The sequence below is a fragment of the Spartinivicinus marinus genome, assembly GCF_026309355.1.
GTDB classification, from domain to species: domain Bacteria; phylum Pseudomonadota; class Gammaproteobacteria; order Pseudomonadales; family Zooshikellaceae; genus Spartinivicinus; species Spartinivicinus marinus.
Map to the genome: position 1 here is coordinate 2204071 of NZ_JAPJZK010000001.1, position 26844 is coordinate 2230914.

Below are 26844 nucleotides of genomic sequence, written 5' to 3' on the forward strand. Positions count from 1 at the left end.
CTCTCCGAGCCTCCAAGGCTGTCGCAAAAGCTGAAAATATGGAGTGATAGGGTGTTCTGAAACAGCTGTTGGGAACAGCTAAAGCTCTAAAGGCTATGGATGGCCTTGTAGAGCGGTGGAAGAACAGTCTATTACTCCATATTTATTCTTCAAAAGCTACTGCAACAATCCCTCCGGTAATTGAATAACAATGATCTCATTATCATCTGGTTTATTAGTAGTTACATGTCGACCAACACTAAATGGATAGTTATTATCATTCAGCAAGGCAATATGGTTTTTGTCTAAAATAACTATGTTTTCAATCGTTTCGAAGGAGAAAGCAAATTGGTTATTGCCGATACCTACATCACCAGTTTCACCCATAGCTAAGTTATGCGGGTCTGCAATAGTGAGTAAGTCTACCAGCTCCTGTTTTTCAACCTGACCATTTTCTTTAAGAGTTATTAAATGGACTTTTTTATAACCATTTAAATCGCCTTGACTGGCATCTCTTTCTACTACCAGCCCTTGAGTTGCATTGATCATTTTAAACGCGCCTATTGCAACACTTTTATGATCCATCGGGTAATAGTATTGTTTACCAGTGAACTGTTTAGTCAACAAATCAAATTCGCTTATTAATAAATTTCTTTTTTTGTTATCAGCTGGTTTTTTATTTTCATTATTATTATGACTTAATACCGGTAATTCCAGCATTGCCAATAAACGTTTGCCGTCCTTAGAAATGGCAAGCCCTTCAAACCCTCCACTGCGCTTTATGCTAATACCATCTACTAAGGCAGTATTACGGTATGGCCAATACAGGCCTGATAACCAAGGGGTATTTTTACCATTTTCATCCTGTAAATTAGTACCATCATCAGCATCAGGTCCTACATTTGGAAAATCGCCTACTAAATAAACCGTGCGAATAGCAGGGTAATTTTTCTGTACTTCCAATAAAGTACTAAAATCAAAACTTTGAATATCTGCTCGCTCAACTAAGTTATTTTTTCTAATTAACCGAGCTAGATTACTAGCAAAAGTTTTAGCATCTACTGTACGATCTTTATAAACGTAGCCATGTTTATCTTTATCACTGCGAGGGTTTATTTTAGTTTCGATATTAAATCGTGCTGTTGCTGCCACTTTACGTCGTTTAACCGCTTGTGGATGGTATTTACCAGGACCACTGGTGTAATAGTCTTGATAGAATGTTACAAAATCAAACAGCTGCTGTAATGTTGGCATTACATATACACTAGGTAAACGCTTGGTTTTAACAAACGTCTCCGTTACTGGAGATAAGGCTGGGTTGTTTTGCTGACTATCACCACGGAAGGTTTTATCACAAATAAACTGCTGTTGTATTTGTTTAGCTGTTAAGTCTTTTATTAATGCTTGATTATCTTCCGTATATTCTGATTTGTCTCTTCTACGGCATTTAGCTGCTTCAATATAAGGGTCATGATTTAATATAAGTTGACCATCTTTGGTAATGCCCGTATCAGTTTCTAACGTGGTCATTAAATTATCGAGCGCTACTTCCATGGCAGGTAAAGTATTTTCTGGTCGTAAATTGCGCCCGCCACGATGGCCTTGGGCATCAAACTTACTGCTATCAATTAACCCTTCTCTAGTTAAATAGTCACCTGGTTTGCCATCATGATTGGCATCAAACTCTTGTACTGCTTGCAGTAATAAGTCAGGCCGATCAGAGATAATACCATCTACCCCTAATTTCATTAGCTCTAACATCCGGGGCTTATCATTTACCGTCCAGGTTACTACTGGATAACCGGCTTTTTGCATAGACGACACACTAAACACACCACTCGCTGCCAACTTTAATCCTTCTGGTGTGCCCTTATCACGGGCATAATGAGTAACTTTAGGATTGTTGTCCTGCAACATGACATGATAAGGGGAAAATACCGGCCGAAACTGAGCGCCCTGTTGTTTAGCATGTTGAGCAACCGCATTCATTACCCGTACTGCACTACCTTCTTCTAGATAAGGGTTTTGTGGGGAATTTAAATATTTCGCTTTGTTAGTTAAATCACTCGCAAAATTCGGTAAGCGATAAGGAGGCTCTAGCAATATGCCGTCTTTATCAAAATGGAGTAAAAACGGACCAAATTCATCACCAATCCATAATGAGCCATCAGGTGCGCGCTGCACAGATTCCACATCAAAATCAGCACCGGTTAATAACCGCTCTTCAGTAAATTGATTAACAATAGCAAACGGTACTTGTTTATTAGGGTCCCTCAAACTAATAAACCCATCCACCTTCACCTTGCCAGAACCTTTGCCTACCTGAGTTTTATAATCTGGCTTTAAAGTATATAAGCGCAACAAATAATCAGCTGAGGTTTCTAAAGTGCCATAGCCATTATCGGAAAGTGCTAATAAACGCCCATCCTTTTCCTTTAACACTGCCGAAAAGCCTTGAACAGGCTGCTTTTTAAACGGTAACTGCTGACCATTGATATTATTACTACCCAGCTGACCACCCGAAACCGGCCCATCCGCAAAACTATCAGCCGGCAACTTAGCAAAGCCTACCAAAGTAGGTTGAGTGATAGCACTGGATTGCCCATTGGCTTCGCTATTAGTCGTAAAATGAGCAGGTTGCTGACAAGCAGCCAAACCCAAAGTGGCAGATAAAACGAGAGTCGAGTGTTTTAGATAAGTCATTGCTTACACATCCCTTTCTAATTTTGTTGCTAAAATAAGCAACAAGTGGCACATCCGTAAAGTTAAGGTAACCTCTTCTTCTCCATTTACCTCCTGACTGCGTTGCTTCTCTTTGACATAGCTCCACTATGACTGCAGAAAAGCGCCTTGCCAGAAAATAAATGGCTTTGAAGATTCTTACCCAACTTTACCCATGTGCCACTATATGAATCCTTGATGACAGTAATTTTAACAGGGATTAATTGGCAGGAATAGGTTATGGATATATAAGTAAACAACCACACAACTGCAGTTGTCTTAAAATTTAACTTTTGTAGTATAATAAACGCCTAATTATCAGCCGCTGTTTGAGTTTTTTATGCCCCATGATCACGCTTACAAGCAATTCTTCTCACACCCTGAAATGGTTGAAGACCTTTTAACAGGGTTTGTTCATGAGTCCTGGGTTGCTCAGTTAGATTTTGCTACTTTAGAACGTGTCAGTGGCAGCTACATATCTGACGACTTGAGGGAACGAGAAAATGACATGATTTGGCGGGTAAAATACGGTGAAGGAAACGAGTGGCTGTATATCTACTTGCTGTTAGAGTTTCAATCGACTGTTGACCACTGGATGAGTGTACGCTTAATGACTTATGTTGGGCTACTTTACCAAGATTTGATAAAATCTAAACAATTGCCAACAACTCGTACTCTACCTCCTGTATTTCCAATTGTGTTATATAATGGAGAACGTCGCTGGCGAGCTCCAACCAAATTATCGGACTTAGTTCAAGCAATGCCTGAGCCATTGCAACAGTGGCAACCTCAACAGCAGTTTATGCTGATTGAAGAGCACCAGTTTTCTGATGAGGAGTTAAAGCCACTGAAAAATCTTGTAGCGACGCTGTTCAGACTAGAAAACGTTGATACCATAGAACACCTGGCACAAGTTATTGGAACCCTGGTAAAATGGATAGAAAAACCACAGCAATCAAGCCTAAGACAGGCGTTTGTGGCGTGGTTAAAGCAAGGCCCACTGCAGAGGCTAAGTCATGAAAGTGAGCCAAAACTAGATGCATTAAAAGACTTGCATGAGGTACAGCAGATGCTTTCGAAACGTGTTGATGAATGGATAAAACAATGGAAAGCTGACGGTTTAGCTGAAGGTAGAGCAGAGGGCAAACTGGAAGGTAGGCTGGAAGGTAGAGAGGAAGGCATTCAAATAGGCATTGCCAAAGGCCAGCAGCTAGAACAAGTCAACTCTCTTCGCTTTGTTCTACAACACCGGTTTGGTGAACTACCAGATTGGGTTGATGAGAAGCTGCTTGAAGCTGATCAATCAACATTAAAGCGCTGGTTATTAAATGCTTATCAAGTCGACCAGTTAGATCATTTATTTAATTAAAATTTAGTGACTCAGACCTAACTGGCAATAGACCACTTTGGTAAAAGAGTTTGTCTGTACAGGTTTGAACGCTGTTTTTGTTGCATCTAATAATTATTTTACGTACGAGGTAATCACCTCAACTTTTCCATTTAACCTGGTACCGCGTCTCCAAGAGCTGTCTAGAAACGATGAAACCCTAAAAAATCATTATTTTTAGCTATACGACTTATTTTTTTATAATTTCAATACTTGCGTAAATTATCAGTTAAATACAATAGTTTTTGTATTCTAATTTAGGCCTATATTTAAAACGCCGATTTGTGACAAGTATCACAACTAGTTAAACCAAGCCAACCAATAGCAACTCCACTATTTTTATCGTTAATTTTAAGTAAATAGTATCGCTGTATAATACTGCTAGCATTGTATATTAATGCTTTTCATTTACTAATCTGATAACACAATCTGCCATCATTCACCATTTTTAATCATATTTTTCGTCAAACACATTTCACCTACAAACATCTCTTGATTTTTTTTGGAACACTATACATTATTAGTCGTTCAACAAATGAATTCAGGAAGAAGTAGATGGACAGTTTTAACGAATTTGATTCAACCCTCGAATTTAACCGTGGTAGTGGCGAAGTTGTTTTCCAAGGACAAGAAGAAATTGTCTTTGCAGAAGACATTAGCGAAAGCGATTTAAAGCTTGAAAGAAAAGGCGATACGTTATTTATAAAACTAAAAGGTACTCAAGACTCTCTTGCAATTCATGGTTTTGAAGGCTTAATGCCAGAAACCTTATTTGTTTTTGCCAACGGCAATGAAATGGAGTTTGAAGAGTTTTTAACAGGCTACGAAATTAAATACCGTGGCACTCGTGATAATGACATCCTAGTTGGCACAGTAGCCAGCGATAAACTATACGGCTCTCGTGGTAATGATACATTACAAGGTGGTGAAGGCGCTGATAAGTTATATGGTGGCTCTGGTGATGATGAACTAAGAGGCGAGCAAGGCAACGACCTATTATCTGGTGGCTCAGGTAATGACCGCTTAGATGGTGGCGAAGGCAGTGATACCTATATTTTCCGAAAAGGAAATGGTCACGACACCATAGTTGATCACACACCATCTAGTTCTAGCATGTCTAGCGAAAACCAAGATACCAATACGCTGGTTATTGATAAGCGTTTGCTAGCTGAAGATATTTGGCTGGAACAAAACCAAGGCGGGCCTGAGTTAACCATCCACTTTGGTAATACTGGCGATGCCATTACGTTAGATAGAGACAGCATTCAGGTCTTCCAAATTGGTGAGGAACAGCTGAGCTATGAAGACATGCGTCAGCGTTATGAAACCCGCAGCCATGGCTCTGGTACCCCGTACCGCGATGTGCTCACCGGTCACGAAGGCGATGACACCCTCAATGGCCATGAAGGGGATGACAAGCTGTATGGCATGGCTGGGAATGATTTCCTAGAAGGCGGCCAAGGCAATGATGTTTTAGTCGGTGGTGCTGGCAATGATCACCTCAATGGCGGTGATGGCAGCGACACTTACTACTTTAGTGAAGGCGATGGCCATGACCGAATTGATGATAGCAGCAGTCTCGCGAGCGCACCTTATCCCGGTGAAGAAGCCAATATCAACACGCTAGTCCTTGACCCGAAATTGATCGCCAAAGGCGCTTGGTTTGATGAGCAAGACACCCTTCACTTTGGTAACTCCAGTGATTCCATCAGCTTTAACCACGATGCGATCCAAGTTTTCCAAATTGGTGATGCGCAGCTGAGCTATGAAGACATGCGTCAGCGTTATGAAACCCGTAGTCATGGCTCTGGTACCCCGTACCGTGATGTGCTCACCGGTCACGAAGGCGATGACACCCTCAATGGCCATGAAGGGGATGACAAGCTGTATGGCATGGCTGGGAATGATTTCCTAGAAGGCGGCCAAGGCAATGATGTTTTAGTCGGTGGTGCTGGCAATGATCACCTCAATGGCGGTGATGGCAGCGACACTTACTACTTTAGTGAAGGCGATGGCCATGACCGAATTGATGATAGCAGCAGTCTCGCGAGCGCACCTTATCCCGGTGAAGAAGCCAATATCAACACGCTAGTCCTTGACCCGAAATTGATCGCCAAAGGCGCTTGGTTTGATGAGCAAGACACCCTTCACTTTGGTAACTCCAGTGATTCCATCAGCTTTAACCACGATGCGATCCAAGTTTTCCAAATTGGTGATGAGCAGTTGAGCTATGAAGACATGCGTCAACGTTATGAAACCCGTAGTCATGGCTCTGGTACCCCGTACCGCGATGTGCTCACCGGTCACGAAGGCGATGACACCCTCAATGGCCATGAAGGGGATGACAAGCTGTATGGCATGGCTGGGAATGATTTCCTAGAAGGCGGCCAAGGCAATGATGTTTTAGTCGGTGGTGCTGGCAATGATCACCTCAATGGCGGTGCGGGCAGCGACACTTACTACTTTAGTGAAGGCGATGGTCATGACCGAATTGATGATAGCGGCAGTCTCGCGAGCGCACCTTATCCCGGTGAAGAGGCCAATATCAACACGCTAGTCCTTGACCCGAAATTGATCGCCAAAGGCGCTTGGTTTGATGACCAAGACACCCTTCACTTTGGTAACTCCAGTGATTCCATCAGCTTTAACCACGATGCGATCCAAGTTTTCCAAATTGGTGATGAGCAGCTGAGCTATGAAGACATGCGTCAGCGTTATGAAACCCGTAGTCATGGCTCTGGTACCCCGTACCGCGATGTGCTCACCGGTCACGAAGGCGATGACACCCTCAATGGCCATGAAGGGGATGACAAGCTGTATGGCATGGCTGGGAATGATTTCCTAGAAGGCGGCCAAGGCAATGATGTTTTAGTCGGTGGCACTGGCAATGACACACTAAATGGTGGAGAAGGCAACGATACTTATATTTTTGGTAAAGGCGATGGAAAAGATACCATTGTTAACAACCAGTATAATCCTGAAGAGTTTGATCAATTAGTATTGTCCAATATTGCTAAAGATGAACTTAGCTTTTCCCGCAAAGACAACACTTTAGTTATTAATGTAAAAGACGGTTCTGATCAAGTTAGTGTTGAAAACTGGTTTGGAGGAGAAAGTAACCAGTTAGATCAAATTAAAACCAGTGATGGAGTAGTTAGTGCTAGTCAAGTTGATGAACTAATACATGCTATGGCAGGGTTTGCTGGAAGTAATGATGGAAGTTTAGAGGTAACTTTGGAAAACAGACCTTCGGTTATAACAATGGTAGCCCCTAGCTTAAATAGCTGATTAAATAAGCTCCCCTTGCCAGGGGAGCTCTAAAGTAAAAATAAAACTAATCAATCATTGAAAATTTAAATTATGCTTTTTAATTGACAAGTCTTATCTTGTTTGTCCTCTAGTATTTTTACTTACAAGCACCAGGAAGATAACGTGATTCGACTGTTGTACCCGCAGCGGCCTTACAGTTCCATTCTATAGTACCTGCTGAAACTGTATCAGTAAGAACTCCATCATTAATAGTTGGCTTCAATACGATTACATTATTTGAAGCAAGCTTTGCAATACCACCAAGAGTTATAGTTATATCCCCTGCATCACCAATAGCAATGTCAGTGACTTTGTCTGTTAAAATATTTGCTTTATTAGTTGTAACCTCACCTTTATATGTTGCAATTGCTGCTAATCCATTATCATTGAATGCTTCTGAAACCCCTAATTTTAAAGCATGAGCAACTGAAAGACCTTCTGTTACTTTTGCTCTAACCGTATAGTCTTGGTAAGCAGGAATAGCAACTGCAGACAAAATACCAATAATCGCTACTACAATCATTAATTCAATCAGCGTAAAACCACTTTGCTGTTTTTTCATTTGAGTCTCACTCCGTTTAATAAACAACCAACATCTTTTTTATAAGTGCATTTATGCACTACAACGGATTGAATATAGCCTTTGTGAATGCTTTTTAGAGTTTGTTACCTGCACTCTTCACCCTAGTCACCTATTTTTATAGGCTCCTAGGCTTTATCACTTGGCGCCGCCTCTAAAAACCCTACACTTTGGCTATAGTTAATAAGCCATTTTTGTGGTGATTATTTTTTAGCAAGATTAACGGTGTGTTTTGTACATCTTTTGTGGTTGATGATTTCGCATGCTGCTTACAACAAATTCCTTCTCCCCCAAGTGGGAGAAGGGACCAGCACAGTACTACACTCAAGCTCCTCCATAAAAAAGGGGAAACTTAATTTGTATAGCCTTTAACCAGTTAAAGATATAAACAAAAACCTGTTAGCCCATCAGCTTGTGTTAATTTTGCTTTATTTTTGATCACCTAATACTTATTTAACCTATTCAATACCATACATGTTGAAATATACGACAGAAAATGTAGAATAGTTCACAGTTTTCTAGCACAATTATTTTCCGACAAAAGGATAGTGTCGACCTGTCCTACAACTGCCTATCATTTATACAACACGTGCCAATTATTATGCATTAATTAACTCACGCTTTGCAATTTGTTGAAGCATTTCTTAAAGCAAATATGAACTAGCTGGCATTCATTCTACTTAAGCTGTACATTTTTTGTTGTATAAAAATACGGCAGAATCCATCCTATTTGGTTATCAAACACTCATCTCGGCGTATTCTCGGTTATTTTTTAACTTGTTTTTAGCAGCTGAGCGGTTTTTGTTAGTAATAATTAACCAATTAGTCTAAGGTTGTTACTATCATCAGACTTGAAGTACACAGGAGGTGATTTATGAGTAGTTTAGTGATTCACGATGTTGATGAAGAAATAGTAGGAGCTCTCGGTAACTTAGCAGAGCAAAACGGCACTAGTCCAGAAATTGAGCACCGAAGAATTTTAGAAGCAGCACTAAAACCAGCTGAGCCTCAAAAAAAGTGTTTTATTGAGTTTTTGGATTCCATGCCAAATATTAGGAAGGATGAAGATTTTGAGCGTATCAACTGATAGTTGCTTTAAGATAATGCTCTTAATACGGCTTGCGGTTCTTTAGCCACTACGTTCAATAAAACTAATGCCGGACCTTGAGGTTTTCTATCTCCTCGCTCCCAGTGGCGTAATGTGCTCACACTAATACCAAAAGCTGTGGCAAATTCTGCCTGGCTCATACCAATATCAGCACGAATTCTTTTTACATCAACTGACGTAAACTCATGTACAACAGCTTTTTGGGGGTTGCCTTGAGAAAACTCAATAGCCTCTTCTAAGCCTTGTTTAATACTTTCAAATATATCACTCATTACAATCTCCATATGTTTTTAGCTACAGGTCTGTCAGCTTCGCTAAGCTTTCGAATACCACCTGTGCCACTCATAATATCTCCAGCTGCAGGATGACTAGCTAAATAATTGATAACACTAACTTTCTCATTATCACTTAGTAAGCTAGAAGCTCTACGCTGGAATTCTGGTAGCTCAACAATCGTCTGCATATGACACAGACTAAGCATCCTGCTGCTAATTAAAGGGAACCAAATTTACATTCAATGCGCATGGACAGGCTTGGCTGCTCTTCTTTTCTGCCGTTTGGGGCTTGATTTAGTAGTGGGCTGTTGCACCCAGGCGCCTTTTAGCTTGGCCAGGTTGTATTTGGGTAGATTATTGAATTTATCGCCTATTTCGCCTGCGGTTTGAAATATAACCAGAGAGACTAAAATGATCGGTAGCCCCCATGATGCTCCTTGGAATAGTGCCAATGCGCCAAATAGCAAGATCATTGTGGCCAGTGTTTTCAGCATCATCGCGACTACCTCCTTAGCGGCGCAACTTCTTTAAGTTTAGCATATAGCCTTTCCGAATGACTTTTAGGGTTTGTTGTCTTCGCGCTTAGCTCCAATCATTTATAAACCATAAACTCATGGACCCCAGCTCTCGACGGCCTTCTCTAAAAGCCATTCACTTTGGCTATATGTCAATAAGGAGAGTTTTAGTTGGGCAGCTGTATAGCTGGCTTTAGCTTTAAATGGGATTTAAAACCTTCAAAATCTTTATCTGAATAAAGTAGAGGTATGCTGTTTTCGATACAGTAAGTTGCAATGATACAGTCAATTGTTTTTCTGACAGTAATGCCTTTTTTTCTTAAAACTCGATAGTTTTGAGCACTTTTAATTGCTAGTTCTGGGCTACAAATAGAACAAACATCAAGTGTTGTTAACAGCTCTTTAGCTTTTTTGAAGCTCTTATCCTCACGAAAGCCTTGAAGTATTTCAGCAAGAATTAAGTCGCCTATTACCACTATATCTGTTGATAACAGGCTATCTAGTCTATCTGTATGAGCAGTCTCTTTTCCATTAAAATAATCAATCCAAACACTTGTATCAACAAGAACCACTAGTTTGCTCTCATCTCATCAAGGTCTCCTTCCCATGCTAGCTTGCCACGAAACTGTTTAATCTTTTCCTGCTTTTTAAGCTTAACCAGCATCCTAAGACCAGCTTCAACAGCATCTTTCTTGGTTGTCAACCCCGTCAGCCTTAAAGCTTCACTCATTAATTCATCATCAATATTGATATTTGTTCTCATGTTTACAACCCTTTCATGTGTATAAATATTTTAAATTATACACATCGCAGCTGCCGCAAGTAAACTCCCCATAACCTGAGCCTTATACCCGTCTACACTTATGTTACTGGAGATCACTACCTAGCAAGAGGATCAAACATGGCTATTCCGCAACAGGTGCAGCAAATCTTGGATAACGAGCAAATCCGTTACCGGCTTTCCAGTGTTAGTGATAACCATGAGCATCCTCCCAAAAGTGCTACTGCTGTTTCTGTTGTATTAGAAGATGATGCTGGTCAGCTGCAGATTATCTGTCCTCGTGACCATATGATTGATCTGGAAAAGATGAATGAAAAGCTAGGGCGTAAGCTGGTAGCTACTTCTTATCGAAATATGCAAAAGCTTTACAGCAATCATGGCCTGCAAGCATTACCCGCTATTCCCCAACTAACCGGCTTACCAACTCTAGTAGAAAACAGCTTGCTAAAAAACGAAACTATTTATATTGACTCAGGCATCCAGCATCAATATATCCGGGTTAAAAATGATGAGTTCAAGCGCATCACCGGCACTGCAACCTATTTGGACATTACGTTACCACTCAGTGAAGTCCATCAGCGCAACTCTAATGCTGAGGATGATATACAGGATATAACCAACGCGGTTGAAAACTTCACTTCCCTAAGAATTAAACAACGGTTAGAGCAAACTATTGAGATTCCGCCCTTGCCAGAAACCGCACAGAAAATTATTCAGCTGCGGGTAGATCCTAATGCTGATATCCGCCATTTAATTGAAGTGGTGGAAAAAGACCCAAGCTTAGCAGCACAGGTAGTCAGCTGGGCAGCATCTCCCTATTATGCGGCCCCTGGAAAAATTCGCTCGATTGAAGATGCCGTGATTAGAGTACTTGGCTTTGACTTGGTCATAAATCTGGCTATTGGCCTATCACTCGGTAAAACCTTAACCCCTCCCAAAAATGAGCCAGAAGGGTTCACCCCCTATTGGAAACAAGCCGCTTACTGTTCATTGGGGGTTGAGGCTATGGTTCGAAAAATTCCTCCCAAACAGCGGCCAGAACTAGGGTTAGCTTACTTAGCTGGGTTGTTACATAACTTTGGGTACTTGGTGCTGTCCTTTGTATTTCCGCCACATTTAGAGCTGATTAATCGGTATCGTGAAGCCAACCCTCATGTCAGCTATGTGGATATTGAACGCCATGTACTAGGAGTTTCGCGAGATCAAATTGGTGGCTGGTTGATGCAGATATGGGACATGCCTGATGAAGTGGCTAAGGCTATTCGCTATCAGAACGATATTGAATATGTTTCTCAACATGCTGAATATGCCTACTTGCTTTATATTGCCTCACAACTATTGTGCAAGCATGGGATTGGTGAGGGGATGGATGAGCCAATACCTGAGAATATGTACGAAACCCTGTCGTTAACGCCAGGTGAAGCTGAAGAGGCTATCAGTAGCTTAATTGAGAAAAGCGAAGCCGTTGAAAACCTGTATAAGTCTTTTAACTCTCTAGGCTAGCCTTTGTAGGTCTATTTTTTTAAAGCAGCCAGAATTTGGTCAGTGGTCCAGTTTTGGCTAATCCAAATTGCTTGGGAAGAAAACATTATAATTTGTCTGATATCGTTGAATTTAAGCCATTCTTGCCCTTTCACTTGACTTGACTTGGAAGCCCTGGCTTTTGCATTTTTCTGCAAAGGCTTTCCCATCGACTGTTCAACCAAGCTCATAACATGCTCAAACCCTGAAAACTGCTGATAACAACCAGAAATAACAGCAGGCTTTTCATCAGTGCTGGGGATATTAGCAATACAGGTTAAAATTTCTAAATAATCGTAGGGGCCAAAAGGCTTAACATGGGCTTGCCCTTTGCCATTATAGTGTCGCCAAACACTTGCCTTAGCTGCTGCAGATAGAGATTTTGTGACGGGCTTCGGGAGCTCAGGCAACTGCAGCAAACCATACCAATACATCAAGTAGGGAAAGCTGACCAAGCTGATACAAGCCACCAACAACAAGGCTATGATGAGTTTTGGCAATGAAGTCATCGTGTCGTAAAAATACCAACCGCTAATTTGACTTCATCTTAAAACAACAGGCCAGCATTACCCGCTGAGCCTGTCACAGCTTAGCCTGAAATTCTTACTTCCTAGACACTTAGGACTGCTTCTTTTTACCCTTAGGCATCCAGTATTTCGTTAACCCTTGGAACCACATCACTTCTTTGGTATCGCCAGTAATTCTCAAGGTCTGTTTTTGAATTGCCTTCATAAATGCCTCTTGGGCATTTGCAGCAGTAAATGTAGTAAAACCTGTATTGGGATCAGCAAACTCCAGGGTAAAGGCTGGTGTTTCGCACTCTCCAGCATGACTCTTAATTAAGCCATTACTTACAATAAAATGCCTGGCAACATGACCATCACGGGTTTTAATTTGAAAACTAAGCTGTTTATCAGCTATTTTTTCTCGCATTTTTTGTTCTTTTTTACTGGCTCTCGCCATTAAAAACCCCATCATCCAGAGCAGAAACCTAAATTTCATAGCCGCTCCTGTGGCTGGTTCAGACCATCCAGACTAGTTACCCGTTAACTACATCCTTAAACGCTTTACCTGGTTTAAATGCAACCGTATTACTGGCCTTAATTTCTATGGTTTCACCTGTTTGTGGGTTTTTTCCTGTTCTAGCTCCACGGTGACGTTGTTCAAACGTACCAAACCCAATAAGTGTTACTTTATCTTGTCGATTAAGGGCGTGGGTAATTTCATCAAGAATGGATGTTAATACCTGGCCTGCCTGCTCTTTAGTTAAATCTGCTTTATCAGCTATTGCGGCAACAAGATCTGGTTTGCGCATGGTTCCCCCCTAACTCAATAGTTATTCAGTGCACGTTGAAGAAAAGTACAAGTTTAGGCCTGCTGCTATTTGTATAAAAATTACTGCTAAGTACTATTTCAGACAAATGGAAGCAAGTCCTAGAACAGACTGTTACTTAATTAGGCTTACTGATTATCAGAATTAGTTGCGCAATAATAGCCTGCAACTGCCTTTTAATATGTCTGATCAGTCAGAAAGGTGTTTTACTTATACACCAATTGTTTTTCACATCAATTGTTTTTATTTCTTATTTATTGCGTACTTATTAAATCTCTATGCGCCTTATACTTATATTTTTTTAAACCATATTTCTAGTAATCACTTACTTTATTGCTTGTTTTCTTCAATTCCTGATAACTTTAGATCAATGAAGTTTAAACAAACGTTCACCCTAGCAAATTTTTTCAAATAAGTCGGCTATTTTATAATTTATTTCATATCGTAAAAACGGAAGCGTTTGATTACATTTAGCTCACAATGACACCCAACCATTGGCGAGCAAACACTAGCCAATTGCAATCATTTCAAAATCCAGCTTACTCACACCACAATCTGGACATAACCAGTCTTCTGGTACATCTTCCCAGCGGGTGCCTGGCGCTATTCCTTCTTCGGGCCAGCCTGCTGCCTCATCATAAATAAATCCACAAACTACACATTGCCATTTTTTCATGTATCAGGCTCCTCACTCACCAATAAGGGCTAATCAGTTATAGTTCACTTACCTTTACTCAAAACTTGCAACTGATAGCAAGATATCGCATTCTGCGCGCCAGACAACTAATCAGTATTAAGTAAAAACTTCATTGTGAGCGCACTATCTATCTTTGAAACTGCTCAGTGGCAGCCTCATCTTAACATACCTACACCCTGGCATGACTGGCTGACATTCACGGGCTCTCTCTCACAACGCTTGCAGGATACCTTTCAATCCCTGTCAGTCAAGTTGATCAGCCAACAGTGGCAACCTGCTCTTCTTTCTGAACAAAAGTTGTTGGGTATTCCAAAACAGCAGTCAGCATTTGTTCGTGAAGTGATTCTTTGTGCCTGCCAGCAGCCAGTGATCTATGCACGCACCGTGATACCCGCATTTACTGGTTTACTAAGCTGCCGGCCACTGCTCAGCCTCGATACAGAGCCACTCGGTAAACTATTGTTTACTCATGCCAGTAGCAAACGTAACCCTAACTTTCAGTACGCTCACTTTAGTCATGAGCAATTGCAAACATTACCCATACCCTCAACAATAACGCACTCAACTATTAATCAAGACTGTTGGGGCAGGCAATCTGTATTTATCATTAACCAGCGGCAACTAGCTGTAAGCGAACTATTTTTACCTACGATTTTTTCATTACAGCAACTAACATAACAATGCTTATTGATAGTGACTAACAGGATGGAACTAACCAGTAGCTCTTCTAACAAACTCAATGCATTTCTGAGTATCACCCGCTTAAACCGCCCCATTGGTATTTACTTGCTGCTTTGGCCAACCCTTTGGAGTTTATGGCTAGCTGCTGATGGCCTGCCAGATTGGCACCTGATTATTATTTTTTGCTTAGGTGTCACAGTGATGCGCAGCGCAGGTTGTGTAATTAACGATATTGCTGATCGTCACTTTGATGGTCATGTTAAGCGAACCCAAAATCGGCCACTGGTTACTGGTGCGATGACGCTGAAGGAAGCAATGGGTTGCTTTGTAGCCCTTTGTATTATTGCGCTGATACTGGTGCTATTTACCAATCAGCTGACGATTTTACTAAGCTTTGGTGCCTTGGCTTTAGCCATTAGTTACCCCTTTATGAAGCGCTACACTCATTTTCCACAAATTGTATTAGGGGCTGCTTTTTCCTGGTCGATTCCTATGGCCTATACTGCTCAAACTGGAGAGCTAAACCACGCTATCTGGTTACTTTTCTGGGCTAATTTAGCATGGACAGTAGCCTACGATACGGCTTATGCCATGGTAGATAGAGACGATGATTTAAAAATAGGCGTCAAATCTACTGCTATTTTATTTGGGAAAGCTGATAAACTTATGATTGGCTTATTACAAATAATTACTCTAGCTTTGTTATCAGGGGTAGGCTATTTATTTCAGCGTGGTTGGCTGTTCTTTATTGGCATCGGTTTAATGGCTGGGCTGTTTATCTATCAGCAGTACTTAATCAAAGATCGTGACCGGTCCCAATGCTTTAAAGCATTTTTAAACAATCACTGGGCAGGCATGTTTGTCTTTGTTGGAATAGTTTGTGATAGTGCTGTTTCTTAGTTTTACCTTATTAGCTCCCTCTTCCTCAGGAAGGAGGAATTAATAGCAGGTAATCACTAGGAAAACTTCTCACTGTGGTATTGAGCCACAGTCATAAAACTCATGGATTGGAAACACTTTCAGGGCAGAGCCACACGAATGTCATTCAAATGTAACATAAAGACTGTGTAATGCTCTGCTGACAACTTGAAAGCGAGAGAAGGCTTGAAAATGGTTGGCAAAAAAATACTCATAGTGGACGATGAGGCCCCCATCCGAGAAATGATTGCAGTCGCACTCGAAATGGCTGGCTACGAATGTCTGGAAGCAGATAACACGCAAGATGCTCATAGCATCATGATCGACAAGAAACCCGATCTGATTTTGCTTGATTGGATGCTACCAGGAACCAGTGGGATTGAATTGGCTAGACGGCTCCGCCGTGATGAAATTACGGCCAATATTCCCATCATCATGTTAACCGCCAAAGGTGAAGAAGATAATAAAATTCAGGGCCTGGAAGTGGGAGCAGATGACTACATCACCAAACCATTCTCCCCCAGAGAACTGGTTGCCCGTTTGAAAGCAGTATTGAGACGTTCTGGCGCTCACGAACCTCAAGAGCCCATCAGGGTTGAAGGACTTGAGCTGGACCCAATCAGTCACCGGGTAAGTATTAACGGTAAGCCGACTGAAATGGGACCTACTGAGTACCGTCTGTTGCAGTTCTTTATGACACATCAAGAGCGAGCCTATACCCGAGGCCAGTTATTGGACCAAGTGTGGGGCGGCAATGTGTACGTTGAAGAGCGTACCGTTGATGTCCATATCAGGCGGCTGCGTAAAGCATTAGGCACCGGCCATGACCGCTTTATTCAGACTGTTAGGGGCACTGGCTATAGGTTCTCAACTAAGGCTTAGCGGTGAAAGTTAACTGGCAAGGCGAAATTATTCAGCGACTCGCTATCACTGTAATAGTCAGTGTGTTGTTTGGAGTAGCTATCGGAGAAGTAGCCTGGGTTTTAGCAATTGTCTTAGCTGGATACCTTAGCTGGACATTGTTACAGGTTTTTCGCCTCAGCCATTGGCTTCAAGAGAGTGAGCACAATCACCTAGAGCCACCAGAAAGTCGTGGTATCTGGGGAGATATTTTTGATGCTATCTACCGGCTGCAGCGCCGCGACCAAAAAGCGCGTGCCCGGCTACAAGCAGTGATTGACCGTGTTCAAGAGTCTACTGCAGCACTGAATGATGCTGTGATTATGGTTGATAATCAGGGCAACCTGGAGTGGTGGAACCAAGCTGCTGAAACCATGCTCGGTTTTAAGAGCCCTGTAGATCAAGGGCAGCTAATCACAAACCTGATCAGAGAGCCAGCATTCTCCAGGTATTTCGACAGAAAAGAGTACCAAGAAGCGCTGGAAGTTCCCTCCCCCATCAATGACCAGCTCATCTTACAATTCAATATTACGCTGTTTGGTCGCAATGATCGCTTGTTGTTAGTACGGGACATTACCCGGCTGCATAATCTGGAGCAAATGCGAAAAGACTTTGTAGCAAATGTGTCCCACGAGCTAAGAACCCCTCTCACAGTGATCAGAGGTTATCTGGAAACCTTGCTGGATAACGCTGATATTTTACCTGAACGCTGGATACGTGCTTTGCAGCAAATGCAGCAGCAGTCAGATCGAATGGAAAATCTGGTCAGTGACTTACTCCTGTTATCACGTCTAGAAACCAGCGATCGACAGGCTGACTTAAAGCCAATTTACTTACAGAAGATCTTGTCAAACATCATTAGTGATGCCAAGGCGCTCAGTGGTGACCGTTGCCATCATATCCAATTGGTTTGTCCAGAAGGTGCAACACTGTTAGGACATGACCGCGAGCTGCATAGTGCTATCTCGAACCTAATCTTTAATAGCGTTAAATACACACCTGCTGCTGGGCAAATTAATGTACATTGGTGGGAAGATGAGGATGGCGGGCACCTTTCGGTGATGGATGATGGAATTGGTATTGATCCCAAGCATATCCCACGTCTCACCGAGCGGTTTTATCGAGCAGACCCTAGTCGCTCAATTAACACTGGTGGTACAGGGCTTGGCCTGGCTATTGTGAAGCATGTACTGATCAGACATAACGCTCACTTAGAAATACAAAGTGAACTCGGTAAGGGCAGCTGTTTTATTTGTCACTTCCCTCCCACAATAATCGCTAGCGAAAACAGCCCAGAGCTAGTGGAATAATCCCCTAAAAGAAATTCGTAATAAACAATAATACCCAAAGCGAAGGGATGAATCACTTTTAGGTGTAAAAATAAAGTGGTATATACTCAAAGCGAAGGATTATTTAGGCGAGGCCACCGAGCGATGAAGCCCCAGGAGTTTAGATAAACTAAATGACTGGGGTGAAGACAGTTTATTGCTCCTGCATAAACTGCATTCACACCATCCTTGGTGCTTAACGACGGTAACAAAGCCCTTGTGCCCTAGGGGTATAAAAATCATTCGCGAAGAGTATATCACCAGTATTTTTTTCCAGACCCTGAAGCAATAAACTTCGATAAATAATCAAATTTCTGTGGGTCTTCATCCACAAAGACCACTGAAATGACAATATTGCCTGCATTGATATTTTTTTCAGGTGCCTGCAGCGTATGAATCAGACAGTTGATTCTGGCTACATCACCTGCACTATCATTTTGCTGCAAATCAATAACCGCCGTATCCAGTAACTGGGGAATACCATGCTCACGGCTAGCAATGACTTTTGCTTCTTTTAAGCTAATATCCTGAATTTCACAAGGGATGGTTTTATCGTGCACTCGTAACTGTGCAGGGCCTTTTGTTGGTTTTTTACCTGCCTGAGGCTTAGCTGCTGCTGATGTACCTCCAGTTAAAGCTGCAACAGAGCCTGATTGAGCAGGAGCGGCTTTTTGAGGAGGTGCCTTAGCTGGTGCCCCTCCAACTGCTTTAGCGCCGAGTGCAGATATTGAGCCTTGGGAAACACTGCTCTCAAGGGCACTTTTGGTGGCTTTCCCTTCTAGCACATCACGGGGTAGTCGCTTGGATAGTACTTTAATGACTTTTTTCACCAGCTGGTCATTAGAGAATGGTTTACCAATGTACTCACTCACACCCGCTTGAATCGCTTGGACAACATTTTCTTTATCGCCCCGACTGGTCACCATAATAAAAGGCGTTTTATTGTACTGATACTCATTACGCATCCACTGCAACAACTCCAGCCCACTTAACTCTGGCATTTCCCAGTCACACAACACCAAGTCGTATTCGCTTTTCTCTAGCATGGACATGGCTTTTTTGCCATTAATCGCTTCTTCAAAAATAAAGTGAGGAAAGCGGTCTTTCACTGCTTTTTTTACCAGGTCCCTGATAAAGGATGCGTCATCAACAACTAATAGCTTTACTTTTTTCATCGTTATGCCAGCCCCTTTGGGCTACACCCAAAAAGCTTGTCTAATGAGAATATAGACTAAATAGTCAATGACCATTGAATGAAATGGCCTGTCTATAATTAAAAATCTTAGCCAGACTTAATCAACATAGGCTCACTATGTTTAGCCAAAAATTGTTCCATTTCTTTAGGCGGGAGTGGTTTGCTCAGCAAATACCCCTGAATAAAGTCACAACCATGAATTTGTAGAAAGTCACACTGTTCGCTTGTCTCTACTCCCTCTGCCGTTAGGCTAATACCAAACTGTTTGGTCATTGCAACAATCGCCTTAAAAATCACCTTACTTTCACTGTTCTCAGGAATTTCATCAATAAAGCTTTTATCTACTTTCAGGTTATCAATAGGTAGTTTTTTTAGTGCGCCTAGCGATGAATAACCCGTACCAAAATCATCCATGGCTATCCCTACTCCTTGGCCCTTAATAGCCTGCAGCATCTCAAAGGACACATCACCAGACTGCATAATGCTGGTTTCAGTTAACTCAATTGACAGGTATTTAGCTTCTAGTTCTGTTAACAACAACTTGTTCGTTACTAGTTGGCATATGTCCATCCGATTAAATTGTATATTTGATACATTTACTGCCACTTTAAGCGGCTTAAAGCCTGCTAACTGCCACTCCCTTGCTTGGCGGCAAGCTTCTTCTAACACCCACTCACCTAACGGCACAATTAGCCCAGATTCCTCAGCTAATGGAATAAAGTGGAAAGGGGGAATCAAACCTTTTTCTGGGTGCTCCCAACGAACCAGTGCTTCACAACCAATTAGCTCACCTGTTTTGAGTTCTAGCTGTGGTTGATAGTGGAGCACCATTTGCCCTTGCTCAATGGCTTTACGTAAGTCGGTTAATAGTTCATGGCGCTCCATTGCCTTGGTTGTCATTGCGTTATGGTAAAACTGATAAGTGTTTTTACCCACATTTTTAGCGTGATACATCGCTGTATCTGCGTGCTTTAATAGCTCCCCAGCTTCTTCACCATCATCAGGATAAACCGTTATACCAATGCTTGCCCCTAAGTGATAACGCTGGCCTTTTAATATAAATGGGTGAGATAGAGCCTCCAGAATCCGTTCTGCAACCAGGCTAGCATCTTCTCCTTTGGCTACCCCATTAAGCAAAATGGTAAATTCATCTCCACCCAGTCGAGAAACTCCTTCATCAGGCTCAATGGTGCTATCAGAAAAGTCTGCAATATTGCGAGAAATTAAATCTTCTGTACGTAAACAAAGCCGTAGTCGATTAGCAAAAGTTTTTAGCAGCTCATCTCCCGCATCATGCCCTAAGGTGTCGTTAACCACCTTAAACCCATCTAAGTCAATAAAGAGTAATGCAAAACAAAGCTTTTGCCGCTTACAGTGGGCTATGGCTCTATTTAACGATTCAATAAACATGTTGCGATTGGAAAGCCCAGTAAGGCTATCCTGATAAGCAATTTTATGTAGCGCAACACCTGTCTCTCGCAAACTATCACGCATATCATTGAAAGCTTTGGCTAAATCACCAATTTCATCTGACTGCCTGGTATCAATGGCCACTTTCATATTGCCTTCAGCAATATCTAAAGCCGCTTGTTTGAGATAGACAATGGGGTTAACAATTAATGAATTTAAAATCCAATACAGTAAAAAGCCACCCACCAACATAGTGCCAAAAGTAATTACTGCCACCACGACTTCAACTCGCTCAGTAATCACATGAACATCAGCCTCTGGCCAGACAGCTACAAGACTTAAGTTTTCCGCCAGTGGAACTAACGACAGGTAAGACTCATTATTATTAAATGGTGCTTTCAGGGTTTCATTAACCTGATTATTCAGTCGACTGAATAACGCTTTATCCATTGTTATTTTATCTGATTTTGGGCTAAATAACGTTTGTCCCTGGCTATCAACCAAAAACATATAGCCATTGTTGCCAATCCGCGCCTGCTGCAAATATTGCAAGAGTTCGCTGGTATCTACTGAGATGACTAAATAGCCACGTAATTTAGCTTCTGCAAATAAGGGATCCATCGATTGGTCAGCTAACCGTACCGCTTTAGACACTAATAATGTCAGGCTTTCAGTATCTGGGTGGAGCATGAAAAATGCCTGGGTTTCCTGATCACTCTCCTTTAAGCGACGAAACCAAGGCTCCCCTCCCTCCTGGTCAGTTTGGTTAGCCACTGGCTCCCAGGTAGATCGCACATCCTCATAACCATCTGGCAACAGCAGACGAATTTCAAAATGATCTGAGTATGTATTTTGATAATTTTGAAAAACTTGTAATAACGGGCGGTAAAGCAATTGATAACGCTTATTTTCATCCAACTGAAAATACCGCTTTAGTAAATTGGTGGAAGCTAATAAACTGATATTGCCGATACTTACTCGTTGCAAATGATTAACCTGAGTTTTTACCTCTTTAATCTTGAGGGTCATTTGATCGAGGGTTTGATGCTCATAAAGCCGCTTTATTTCTTTATAAGCTAAAAAGCCCAGCAGTAGAACGGGTAAAACTACCGTGGGCATCAGCAACAGAATTATTTTCGCCCTTAACTTCATACTGACAGGTACTATTTACTAAAATAACTATTAAAAAACATTATATTCAGTATATTAGCCCGAATACTTCAGCAGAACATATCATTTTTAGACATAGGACACCTCTAATAATTGTTTACAGCTCCAAGCCTTCTGGTAAATTCGCAATCAAGATGCTGTTTTGAAGGTATGCAGGTGTTCTGTTAAAAAGCCCGTTTATTGTAAATGGAAATAAATCTGACTGATTTTCTTTGTTGCAGTGCTTGGCAACGGCAATAATAACTCAAGCTTGTTCATTACTTGAAGAGATGGATATAGCCATGGGCTCCGTTGCATGGACTCTGGAAGCAATGTTTTCGCGGCAGCATTTGGGCTGGAGTACGCTACATAGTGAGCATTTTCTGCCGCATTATGTGGCTCATTTAGAAAGTCGATAAATTTAGCTGCTAGTTGTTTTTGTTCAGATTCCTCAGCCACTGCTAAATAATCTAATATCATCACTGAACCTTCAGCTGGTATAGTAAAATCTATAGGCATACCACTACGCATTAACGCATAGGCTTCTCCATTATAAACCGCACTTACCCATAAGTTTTCGTTGATAGCACCTGTAGCAGGAAAACGAATATCACTCGTCCATAACACAAACGGCCGTTGTTTGGTTAACGTTAATTCTGCTTTTTGTAAAGCATTGATACTGGTACTATTAGCTGAATATCCTAAACTAAGCAAAGTAATTGCCACCGTTTCATGAGCCGTAGGTGGCATTAAAATTTTACTATAAAGCGAAGGGGTTGGATTAATAATATTATCCCAATGCCTAATAGGCTCTTTTAACCTTTCATTATGAAAAGCGATTCCTAATACCTTCCAAAAATAGGGAACTGCAAATTTTTCTAGCAAATTATGCTGTGTTAACCAGCGACCATCAATATGTTGAGTATTTTTTAACTGAAAACGGGTAAGCGGAGTTATCCAGCCACTTGCGATATAAGCTGTTGCTGTTGTTGAGTCAACACAAACAATATCGACCCCTCGCCCATCACTCTCCAGCAATAACAAATTCCTATCATCATCACTGTTATAATATACCAACTTAATTTTTACATTATATTCTTGCTCAAACCGCTTATATACAGCAGGAGATAGATAATTATAACGAATAAGAACACTCAACTCAGTCTGCTCTGTTTTAACTGTGTTACTGACTGCAGCACGAGCTAAAATACCATAGTTACAACCAAGCAAAATAATGATTAGGCAGAATATATTGAATCGCATTATGTGTTAATAATAGCTTTCAATAAGTTAAGTAGCAGGTTTTATTAGTATTTTATTTAAAGGGGGAGAGCTTCATTCAAAGTAGGATGTCGCTTTAGCCCCCTCTCCCTCTAGGCGAGGGCTGGGGTGAGGGTATATTTACTTTAGAAGGGGCTTAGCTTAGAGTACTTCTGCAACATCCTCTGAGAGAAAGAGTGAAATGAAGAAAAACTACTTTTCCATTACTTCTTCTTTCATCCGCTTTAAACCAATATGCCGAACATCCGTCCCTTTGACTAAATAAATAACATGCTCGGCTATATTTCTAGCATGGTCGCCTATACGCTCTAAAGACCTTAGTACCCACATAATATTTAATACCCTGGTAATACTTCTTGGGTCTTCCATCATAAAAGTAACCAACTCTCGCATGGCACTTTGGTACTCTAAATCAACAGATTTATCTTCTTGCGCCACTCTCAAAGCCATTTCGGTATCAAAGCGGGCAAAAGCGGTTAGTGATTCTTGTACCATACGGCGTACCCGGGCACCAATATGACGGGTTTCAATATACCCTTTTGGCGCTTCACCTTCCTCGGTTAGCTCAATCGCATGGCCAGCAATTTTAGCTGCTTCATCACCAATACGTTCTAAGTCCGTCGACATTTTTGAACAGGCTATAACTAGCCGTAAATCACTAGCTGCTGGCTGTCTTCTCGCTAAAATACGTGCACACTCTTCATCAATGGAGAGTTCCATTGCATTGATTTGGTCATCATTTTTACGCACTTGTTTGCCTAGCTCACTATCCGCATCAATAAGCGCTCTAATTGCATCACTTACTTGCTTTTCAACGGAGCCTCCCATTGCCAGCAAGCTATTTCTTACTTCTTCAAGTTCGGCATTAAATTGCTGGGAAATATGTTGAGTGTGCGCGTCTGAATTGATGTCCATTACTGCTTGCAACCTTGTTGTGGTTCAGTAGCATCCAGGCTCGTTAAACAGCCTAGGCGATACTTATGAATACTTATGGTATGTCAGCTTGGTAAGTTTACTTTACCATTACACAGCTTACTTTAATAATAGCTGAGATCATTCCTCAAAAACGACACTTGATGTTTATGTCCTTTATATTAATTCTCAGGGCATAAAAATTAGCCATAACGCCCTGTAATATAGTCCTCTGTTTGCTTTTGTGCTGGGTTGGTAAACAGTGTATCTGTGTCGTCAAATTCTACTAATTTACCCATATACATAAATGCAGTGTAATCGGAAACTCGAGCAGCCTGCTGCATATTATGAGTAACAATCACAATAGTGTATTTTGACTTTAACTCATTAATCAGCTCTTCGATCTTTAATGTAGAGATAGGGTCTAGCGCTGATGCAGGTTCATCCAGCAGCAATACTTCAGGTTCTACCGCAATAGTTCTGGCAATAACTAATCGCTGTTGTTGCCCACCTGACATACCTAAGGCGCTTTCATGAAGTCGGTCTTTCACTTCATCCCATAATGCAGCGCCTTTTAAAGCCCATTCAACCACTTCATCCAACACCCGTTTTTTATTAATGCCCTGGATTCTTAACCCATAAGCAACATTTTCATAAATACTTTTTGGAAATGGATTAGGCTTTTGAAACACCATTCCCACTCGTCTGCGAAGATCCGCCACATTCACAGAGCGATCATAAATATTTTGATTATCTAAAGCTATGCGACCCTCTACCCGACAGCCGTCAACCAAATCATTCATTCGGTTTAGGCTTCTTAATAGCGTGGATTTACCACAACCAGAGGGGCCAATAAAAGCGGTTACTCTTTTTTGCGGAATTGACATATTGATGTCAAATAGCGCCTGTTTCTCACTATAAAATAAATTTACATTGGCAATTTCAAGACAAAGCTGCTCCTGACTTAAATCAAGACTTTGCCTCCCACGCCCGAGGGTTGCCATATCTACACCATGAGTCAATGGCTGGTTTCCCTGTTGGTTAGTTTTCTGTACTTCAAGGGTTGCGAGGGCCGTCATAACATACTCTCACTATTTTAATAATAAATGCTTTAATACTAGCTATATATAAATTAATTTCATATAGCCAGTGTCGTATCCAATAATAATTTAAGAATGCGACAGTTAAACTTCTAACGCTTTATATTTTTCACGTAAATGATTACGAATTGCGACAGCTGATAAATTTAAAACAGCAATCACAATGACCAATAACAACGCTGTGGCATATACCAATGGACGGGCTGCTTCCACGTTGGGACTTTGAAAGCCTACATCAAAAATATGGAAGCCCAGATGCATAAACTTCTGGTCGAGATGTAAATAAGGATAGTTGCCATCCAGCGGCAGTGAAGGGGCTAATTTTACCACCCCCACCAACATTAACGGTGCCACCTCGCCTGCAGCCCTTGCTACAGCTAGGATCAAGCCCGTCATCATAGCAGGACTAGCCATTGGTAGTACAACTCGCCACAAAGTTTCGGCCTTGGTTGCTCCTAATGCCAGGCTACCTTCACGCACAGCTCGTGGAATGCGTGATAAGCCTTCTTCCGTTGCAACAATCACAACCGGTAAAGTAAGTAACGCCAAAGTAATAGAAGCCCATAGCAACCCTGGGGTACCATATGTTGGCGAAGGCAATGCCTCAGCAAAAAATATCTGATCGATATTAGAACCAAGAAAATAAACAAAAAAGCCTAAACCAAACACGCCATAAACAATAGATGGCACACCAGCCAAATTATTCACAGCTATTCGAATCGTTCGGGTAATTACACCTTGGCTAGCATATTCTCGTAAGTAAACTGCAGCGATAACGCCAAATGGCGTTACCATAACTGACATCAGAATAACCATCATCACTGTGCCAAAAATGGCCGGAAAAATGCCGCCTTCGGTATTAGCTTCACGGGGCTCATCGCTGACAAACTCCCACACTTTCTCACCATAAAAGGCTATTTTTTGCCAAAGGTTCATGGCATTAGGTTGATATGCCCGAACGACTTTCGCCAGTGATATTTCCGTGGTATTTCCATCAACAGAATCAACAACAATACTGTCACGCTGAAAAGAAATATGTAATTTAGCTAGTTTCTTCTCAAGCTGCTTATATTGTGCTTGTAGCTCTGCTTCCTGAGCTCTGATATCAGCTAATTGAGTGGACGTTAATTCATCATTCAGCTCCAATCGACGCTGTTGTAACCTTAACCTTTCCAGTTCAGAGTTTATGGCGCCAATATCATGTTTTTCAATTTCATAAATATCGTTGTATATCGTTAATGCCCGCTCAATCCGCTGCTGAAAAATATTCCACAGTTCTGCATCATTGGCACCTGCTATTAATTCTCCGTCTTGCTTAACGGCTCTTAAGTAGCCATAAAAATTACCCCACTCTCGGCGCTCTATCGCCATAATCTCTTCAGGGTATTCCATGTTGGTTAAATAATTGGCCACTACCCACTGAAAATCAGCATTCGTTAAGTCGCGGTTACCCACTTTTAACAGCGTCCGTTGCATGGTTTCAATACCCTCTATGATGGGTACACCTGCATTTTTAAGCTGCTTTATGGGTACTTCTTCGTGATCAACTTCTTCGCCTGCAACTAATCGGCTTTCAGAGCCTGGTAACTCGTAATTGGCTTGCATAATAGCACCAGGCCAAAAATGCCCCATGCCTCTTACGGCAATTAATGCTAATAACCCCACCACCATAACAATGCTGATGGAGACGGCACCGGCGTTCAACCAAACCCAAGGTTCGCCACTTCGATACCACTTTTGTAAGGAGATACGCATCATTTTCAC

General features: G+C 41.6%; 25 protein-coding genes. 8 read left to right on the plus strand and 17 right to left on the minus strand.

Annotated features, from left to right (window positions below):
* Nucleotides 1-156: 156 nt before the first annotated feature.
* The gene (locus tag OQE68_RS09915) at nt 157-2682 is read right to left on the minus strand and encodes an esterase-like activity of phytase family protein (protein ID WP_180566410.1); all 2526 of its coding nucleotides are present in this window, start codon (nt 2680-2682) and stop codon (nt 157-159) included.
* A gap of 358 nt (nt 2683-3040) precedes the next feature.
* Here OQE68_RS09915 and OQE68_RS09920 point away from each other — a divergent pair, with 358 nt between their 5' ends.
* Nucleotides 3041-4069 (plus strand): Rpn family recombination-promoting nuclease/putative transposase, encoded by a 1029-nt coding sequence (locus tag OQE68_RS09920; protein ID WP_180566411.1) that lies wholly within the window; start codon nt 3041-3043, stop codon nt 4067-4069.
* A gap of 573 nt (nt 4070-4642) precedes the next feature.
* Complete coding sequence (locus OQE68_RS09925) at nt 4643-7375, plus strand: calcium-binding protein (RefSeq protein WP_266195595.1); 2733 nt, start codon at nt 4643-4645, stop codon at nt 7373-7375.
* Between the two features lie 118 nt (nt 7376-7493).
* Here OQE68_RS09925 and OQE68_RS09930 read toward each other — a convergent pair whose 3' ends face one another.
* Nucleotides 7494-7958 (minus strand): pilin, encoded by a 465-nt coding sequence (locus OQE68_RS09930; RefSeq protein ID WP_180566413.1) that lies wholly within the window; start codon nt 7956-7958, stop codon nt 7494-7496.
* 892 nt (nt 7959-8850) lie between these two features.
* Between OQE68_RS09930 and OQE68_RS09940 the strand changes: the two genes are divergently transcribed.
* Entirely contained in the window at nt 8851-9063 is a 213-nt protein-coding gene (locus OQE68_RS09940; RefSeq protein ID WP_180566414.1) for a FitA-like ribbon-helix-helix domain-containing protein, read from the plus strand.
* Nucleotides 9064-9071: 8 nt separating this feature from the next.
* Here the strand turns inward: OQE68_RS09940 and nadS are convergent, their stop codons facing one another.
* From nadS to OQE68_RS09965, 5 genes are all read right to left on the minus strand, one after another.
* Nucleotides 9072-9356 carry a NadS family protein gene (gene nadS, locus OQE68_RS09945; RefSeq protein WP_180566415.1) on the minus strand — a complete coding sequence of 95 codons (285 nt, stop codon included), beginning with the start codon at nt 9354-9356 and terminating at the stop codon, nt 9072-9074.
* Nucleotides 9356-9547, minus strand: a complete 192-nt coding sequence (locus OQE68_RS09950) for a hypothetical protein (RefSeq protein ID WP_180566416.1) — start codon at nt 9545-9547, stop codon at nt 9356-9358. The genes nadS and OQE68_RS09950 overlap by 1 nt, the downstream gene beginning before the upstream one ends.
* Nucleotides 9548-9598: 51 nt before the next feature.
* Complete coding sequence (locus OQE68_RS09955) at nt 9599-9856, minus strand: hypothetical protein (RefSeq protein ID WP_180566417.1); 258 nt, start codon at nt 9854-9856, stop codon at nt 9599-9601.
* Between the two features lie 185 nt (nt 9857-10041).
* Entirely contained in the window at nt 10042-10446 is a 405-nt protein-coding gene (gene vapC, locus OQE68_RS09960; RefSeq protein ID WP_180566418.1) for a type II toxin-antitoxin system VapC family toxin, read from the minus strand.
* Nucleotides 10446-10637, minus strand: a complete 192-nt coding sequence (locus OQE68_RS09965) for a type II toxin-antitoxin system VapB family antitoxin (RefSeq protein ID WP_180566419.1) — start codon at nt 10635-10637, stop codon at nt 10446-10448. The genes vapC and OQE68_RS09965 overlap by 1 nt, the downstream gene beginning before the upstream one ends.
* A gap of 138 nt (nt 10638-10775) precedes the next feature.
* On the opposite strand from OQE68_RS09965, the gene OQE68_RS09970 reads away from it, so the two are divergent.
* A complete protein-coding gene (locus tag OQE68_RS09970) occupies nt 10776-12158 on the plus strand; it encodes an HDOD domain-containing protein (protein ID WP_180566420.1) in 1383 nt (460 codons plus the stop codon).
* Between the two features lie 11 nt (nt 12159-12169).
* On the opposite strand, the gene OQE68_RS09975 is transcribed toward OQE68_RS09970, so the two are convergent.
* From OQE68_RS09975 to OQE68_RS09990, 4 genes are all read right to left on the minus strand, one after another.
* On the minus strand, nt 12170-12685 hold the full coding sequence (locus OQE68_RS09975; protein WP_180566421.1) for a hypothetical protein: 516 nt from the start codon (nt 12683-12685) through the stop codon (nt 12170-12172).
* A 109-nt stretch (nt 12686-12794) separates the two neighbouring features.
* Entirely contained in the window at nt 12795-13178 is a 384-nt protein-coding gene (locus OQE68_RS09980; protein WP_180566422.1) for an SCP2 sterol-binding domain-containing protein, read from the minus strand.
* 37 nt (nt 13179-13215) lie between these two features.
* Nucleotides 13216-13491, minus strand: a complete 276-nt coding sequence (locus OQE68_RS09985) for an HU family DNA-binding protein (protein WP_180566423.1) — start codon at nt 13489-13491, stop codon at nt 13216-13218.
* A 526-nt stretch (nt 13492-14017) separates the two neighbouring features.
* Complete coding sequence (locus tag OQE68_RS09990; RefSeq protein WP_180566424.1) at nt 14018-14185, minus strand: rubredoxin; 168 nt, start codon at nt 14183-14185, stop codon at nt 14018-14020.
* Between the two features lie 135 nt (nt 14186-14320).
* Here OQE68_RS09990 and OQE68_RS09995 point away from each other — a divergent pair, with 135 nt between their 5' ends.
* From OQE68_RS09995 to phoR, 4 genes are all read left to right on the plus strand, one after another.
* Complete coding sequence (locus OQE68_RS09995) at nt 14321-14884, plus strand: chorismate--pyruvate lyase family protein (protein WP_180566425.1); 564 nt, start codon at nt 14321-14323, stop codon at nt 14882-14884.
* A 27-nt stretch (nt 14885-14911) separates the two neighbouring features.
* Complete coding sequence (gene ubiA / locus OQE68_RS10000; RefSeq protein ID WP_180566426.1) at nt 14912-15787, plus strand: 4-hydroxybenzoate octaprenyltransferase; 876 nt, start codon at nt 14912-14914, stop codon at nt 15785-15787.
* Nucleotides 15788-15997: 210 nt separating this feature from the next.
* Nucleotides 15998-16687: a phosphate regulon transcriptional regulator PhoB gene (phoB, locus tag OQE68_RS10005; protein WP_180566672.1), complete on the plus strand. Its 690-nt coding sequence runs from the start codon at nt 15998-16000 to the stop codon at nt 16685-16687.
* 2 nt (nt 16688-16689) lie between these two features.
* On the plus strand, nt 16690-18015 hold the full coding sequence (gene phoR, locus OQE68_RS10010; protein WP_180566427.1) for a phosphate regulon sensor histidine kinase PhoR: 1326 nt from the start codon (nt 16690-16692) through the stop codon (nt 18013-18015).
* Nucleotides 18016-18290: 275 nt separating this feature from the next.
* On the opposite strand, the gene OQE68_RS10015 is transcribed toward phoR, so the two are convergent.
* The 6 genes from OQE68_RS10015 to pstA all read right to left on the minus strand — a co-directional run bounded on the left by OQE68_RS10015 (nt 18291) and on the right by pstA (nt 26835).
* On the minus strand, nt 18291-19208 hold the full coding sequence (locus OQE68_RS10015; RefSeq protein ID WP_180566428.1) for a response regulator: 918 nt from the start codon (nt 19206-19208) through the stop codon (nt 18291-18293).
* Nucleotides 19209-19315: 107 nt separating this feature from the next.
* On the minus strand, nt 19316-21757 hold the full coding sequence (locus OQE68_RS10020) for an EAL domain-containing protein (RefSeq protein ID WP_180566429.1): 2442 nt from the start codon (nt 21755-21757) through the stop codon (nt 19316-19318).
* Nucleotides 21758-21985: 228 nt separating this feature from the next.
* Nucleotides 21986-23050 (minus strand): ABC transporter substrate-binding protein, encoded by a 1065-nt coding sequence (locus OQE68_RS10025; protein ID WP_180566430.1) that lies wholly within the window; start codon nt 23048-23050, stop codon nt 21986-21988.
* 210 nt (nt 23051-23260) lie between these two features.
* The gene (gene phoU / locus OQE68_RS10030) at nt 23261-23983 is read right to left on the minus strand and encodes a phosphate signaling complex protein PhoU (RefSeq protein ID WP_180566431.1); all 723 of its coding nucleotides are present in this window, start codon (nt 23981-23983) and stop codon (nt 23261-23263) included.
* Nucleotides 23984-24183: 200 nt separating this feature from the next.
* Nucleotides 24184-24984: a phosphate ABC transporter ATP-binding protein PstB gene (gene pstB / locus OQE68_RS10035; protein ID WP_219339892.1), complete on the minus strand. Its 801-nt coding sequence runs from the start codon at nt 24982-24984 to the stop codon at nt 24184-24186.
* A 180-nt stretch (nt 24985-25164) separates the two neighbouring features.
* On the minus strand, nt 25165-26835 hold the full coding sequence (pstA, locus tag OQE68_RS10040; RefSeq protein WP_266195878.1) for a phosphate ABC transporter permease PstA: 1671 nt from the start codon (nt 26833-26835) through the stop codon (nt 25165-25167).
* Between the last annotated feature and the right edge of the window lie 9 nt (nt 26836-26844).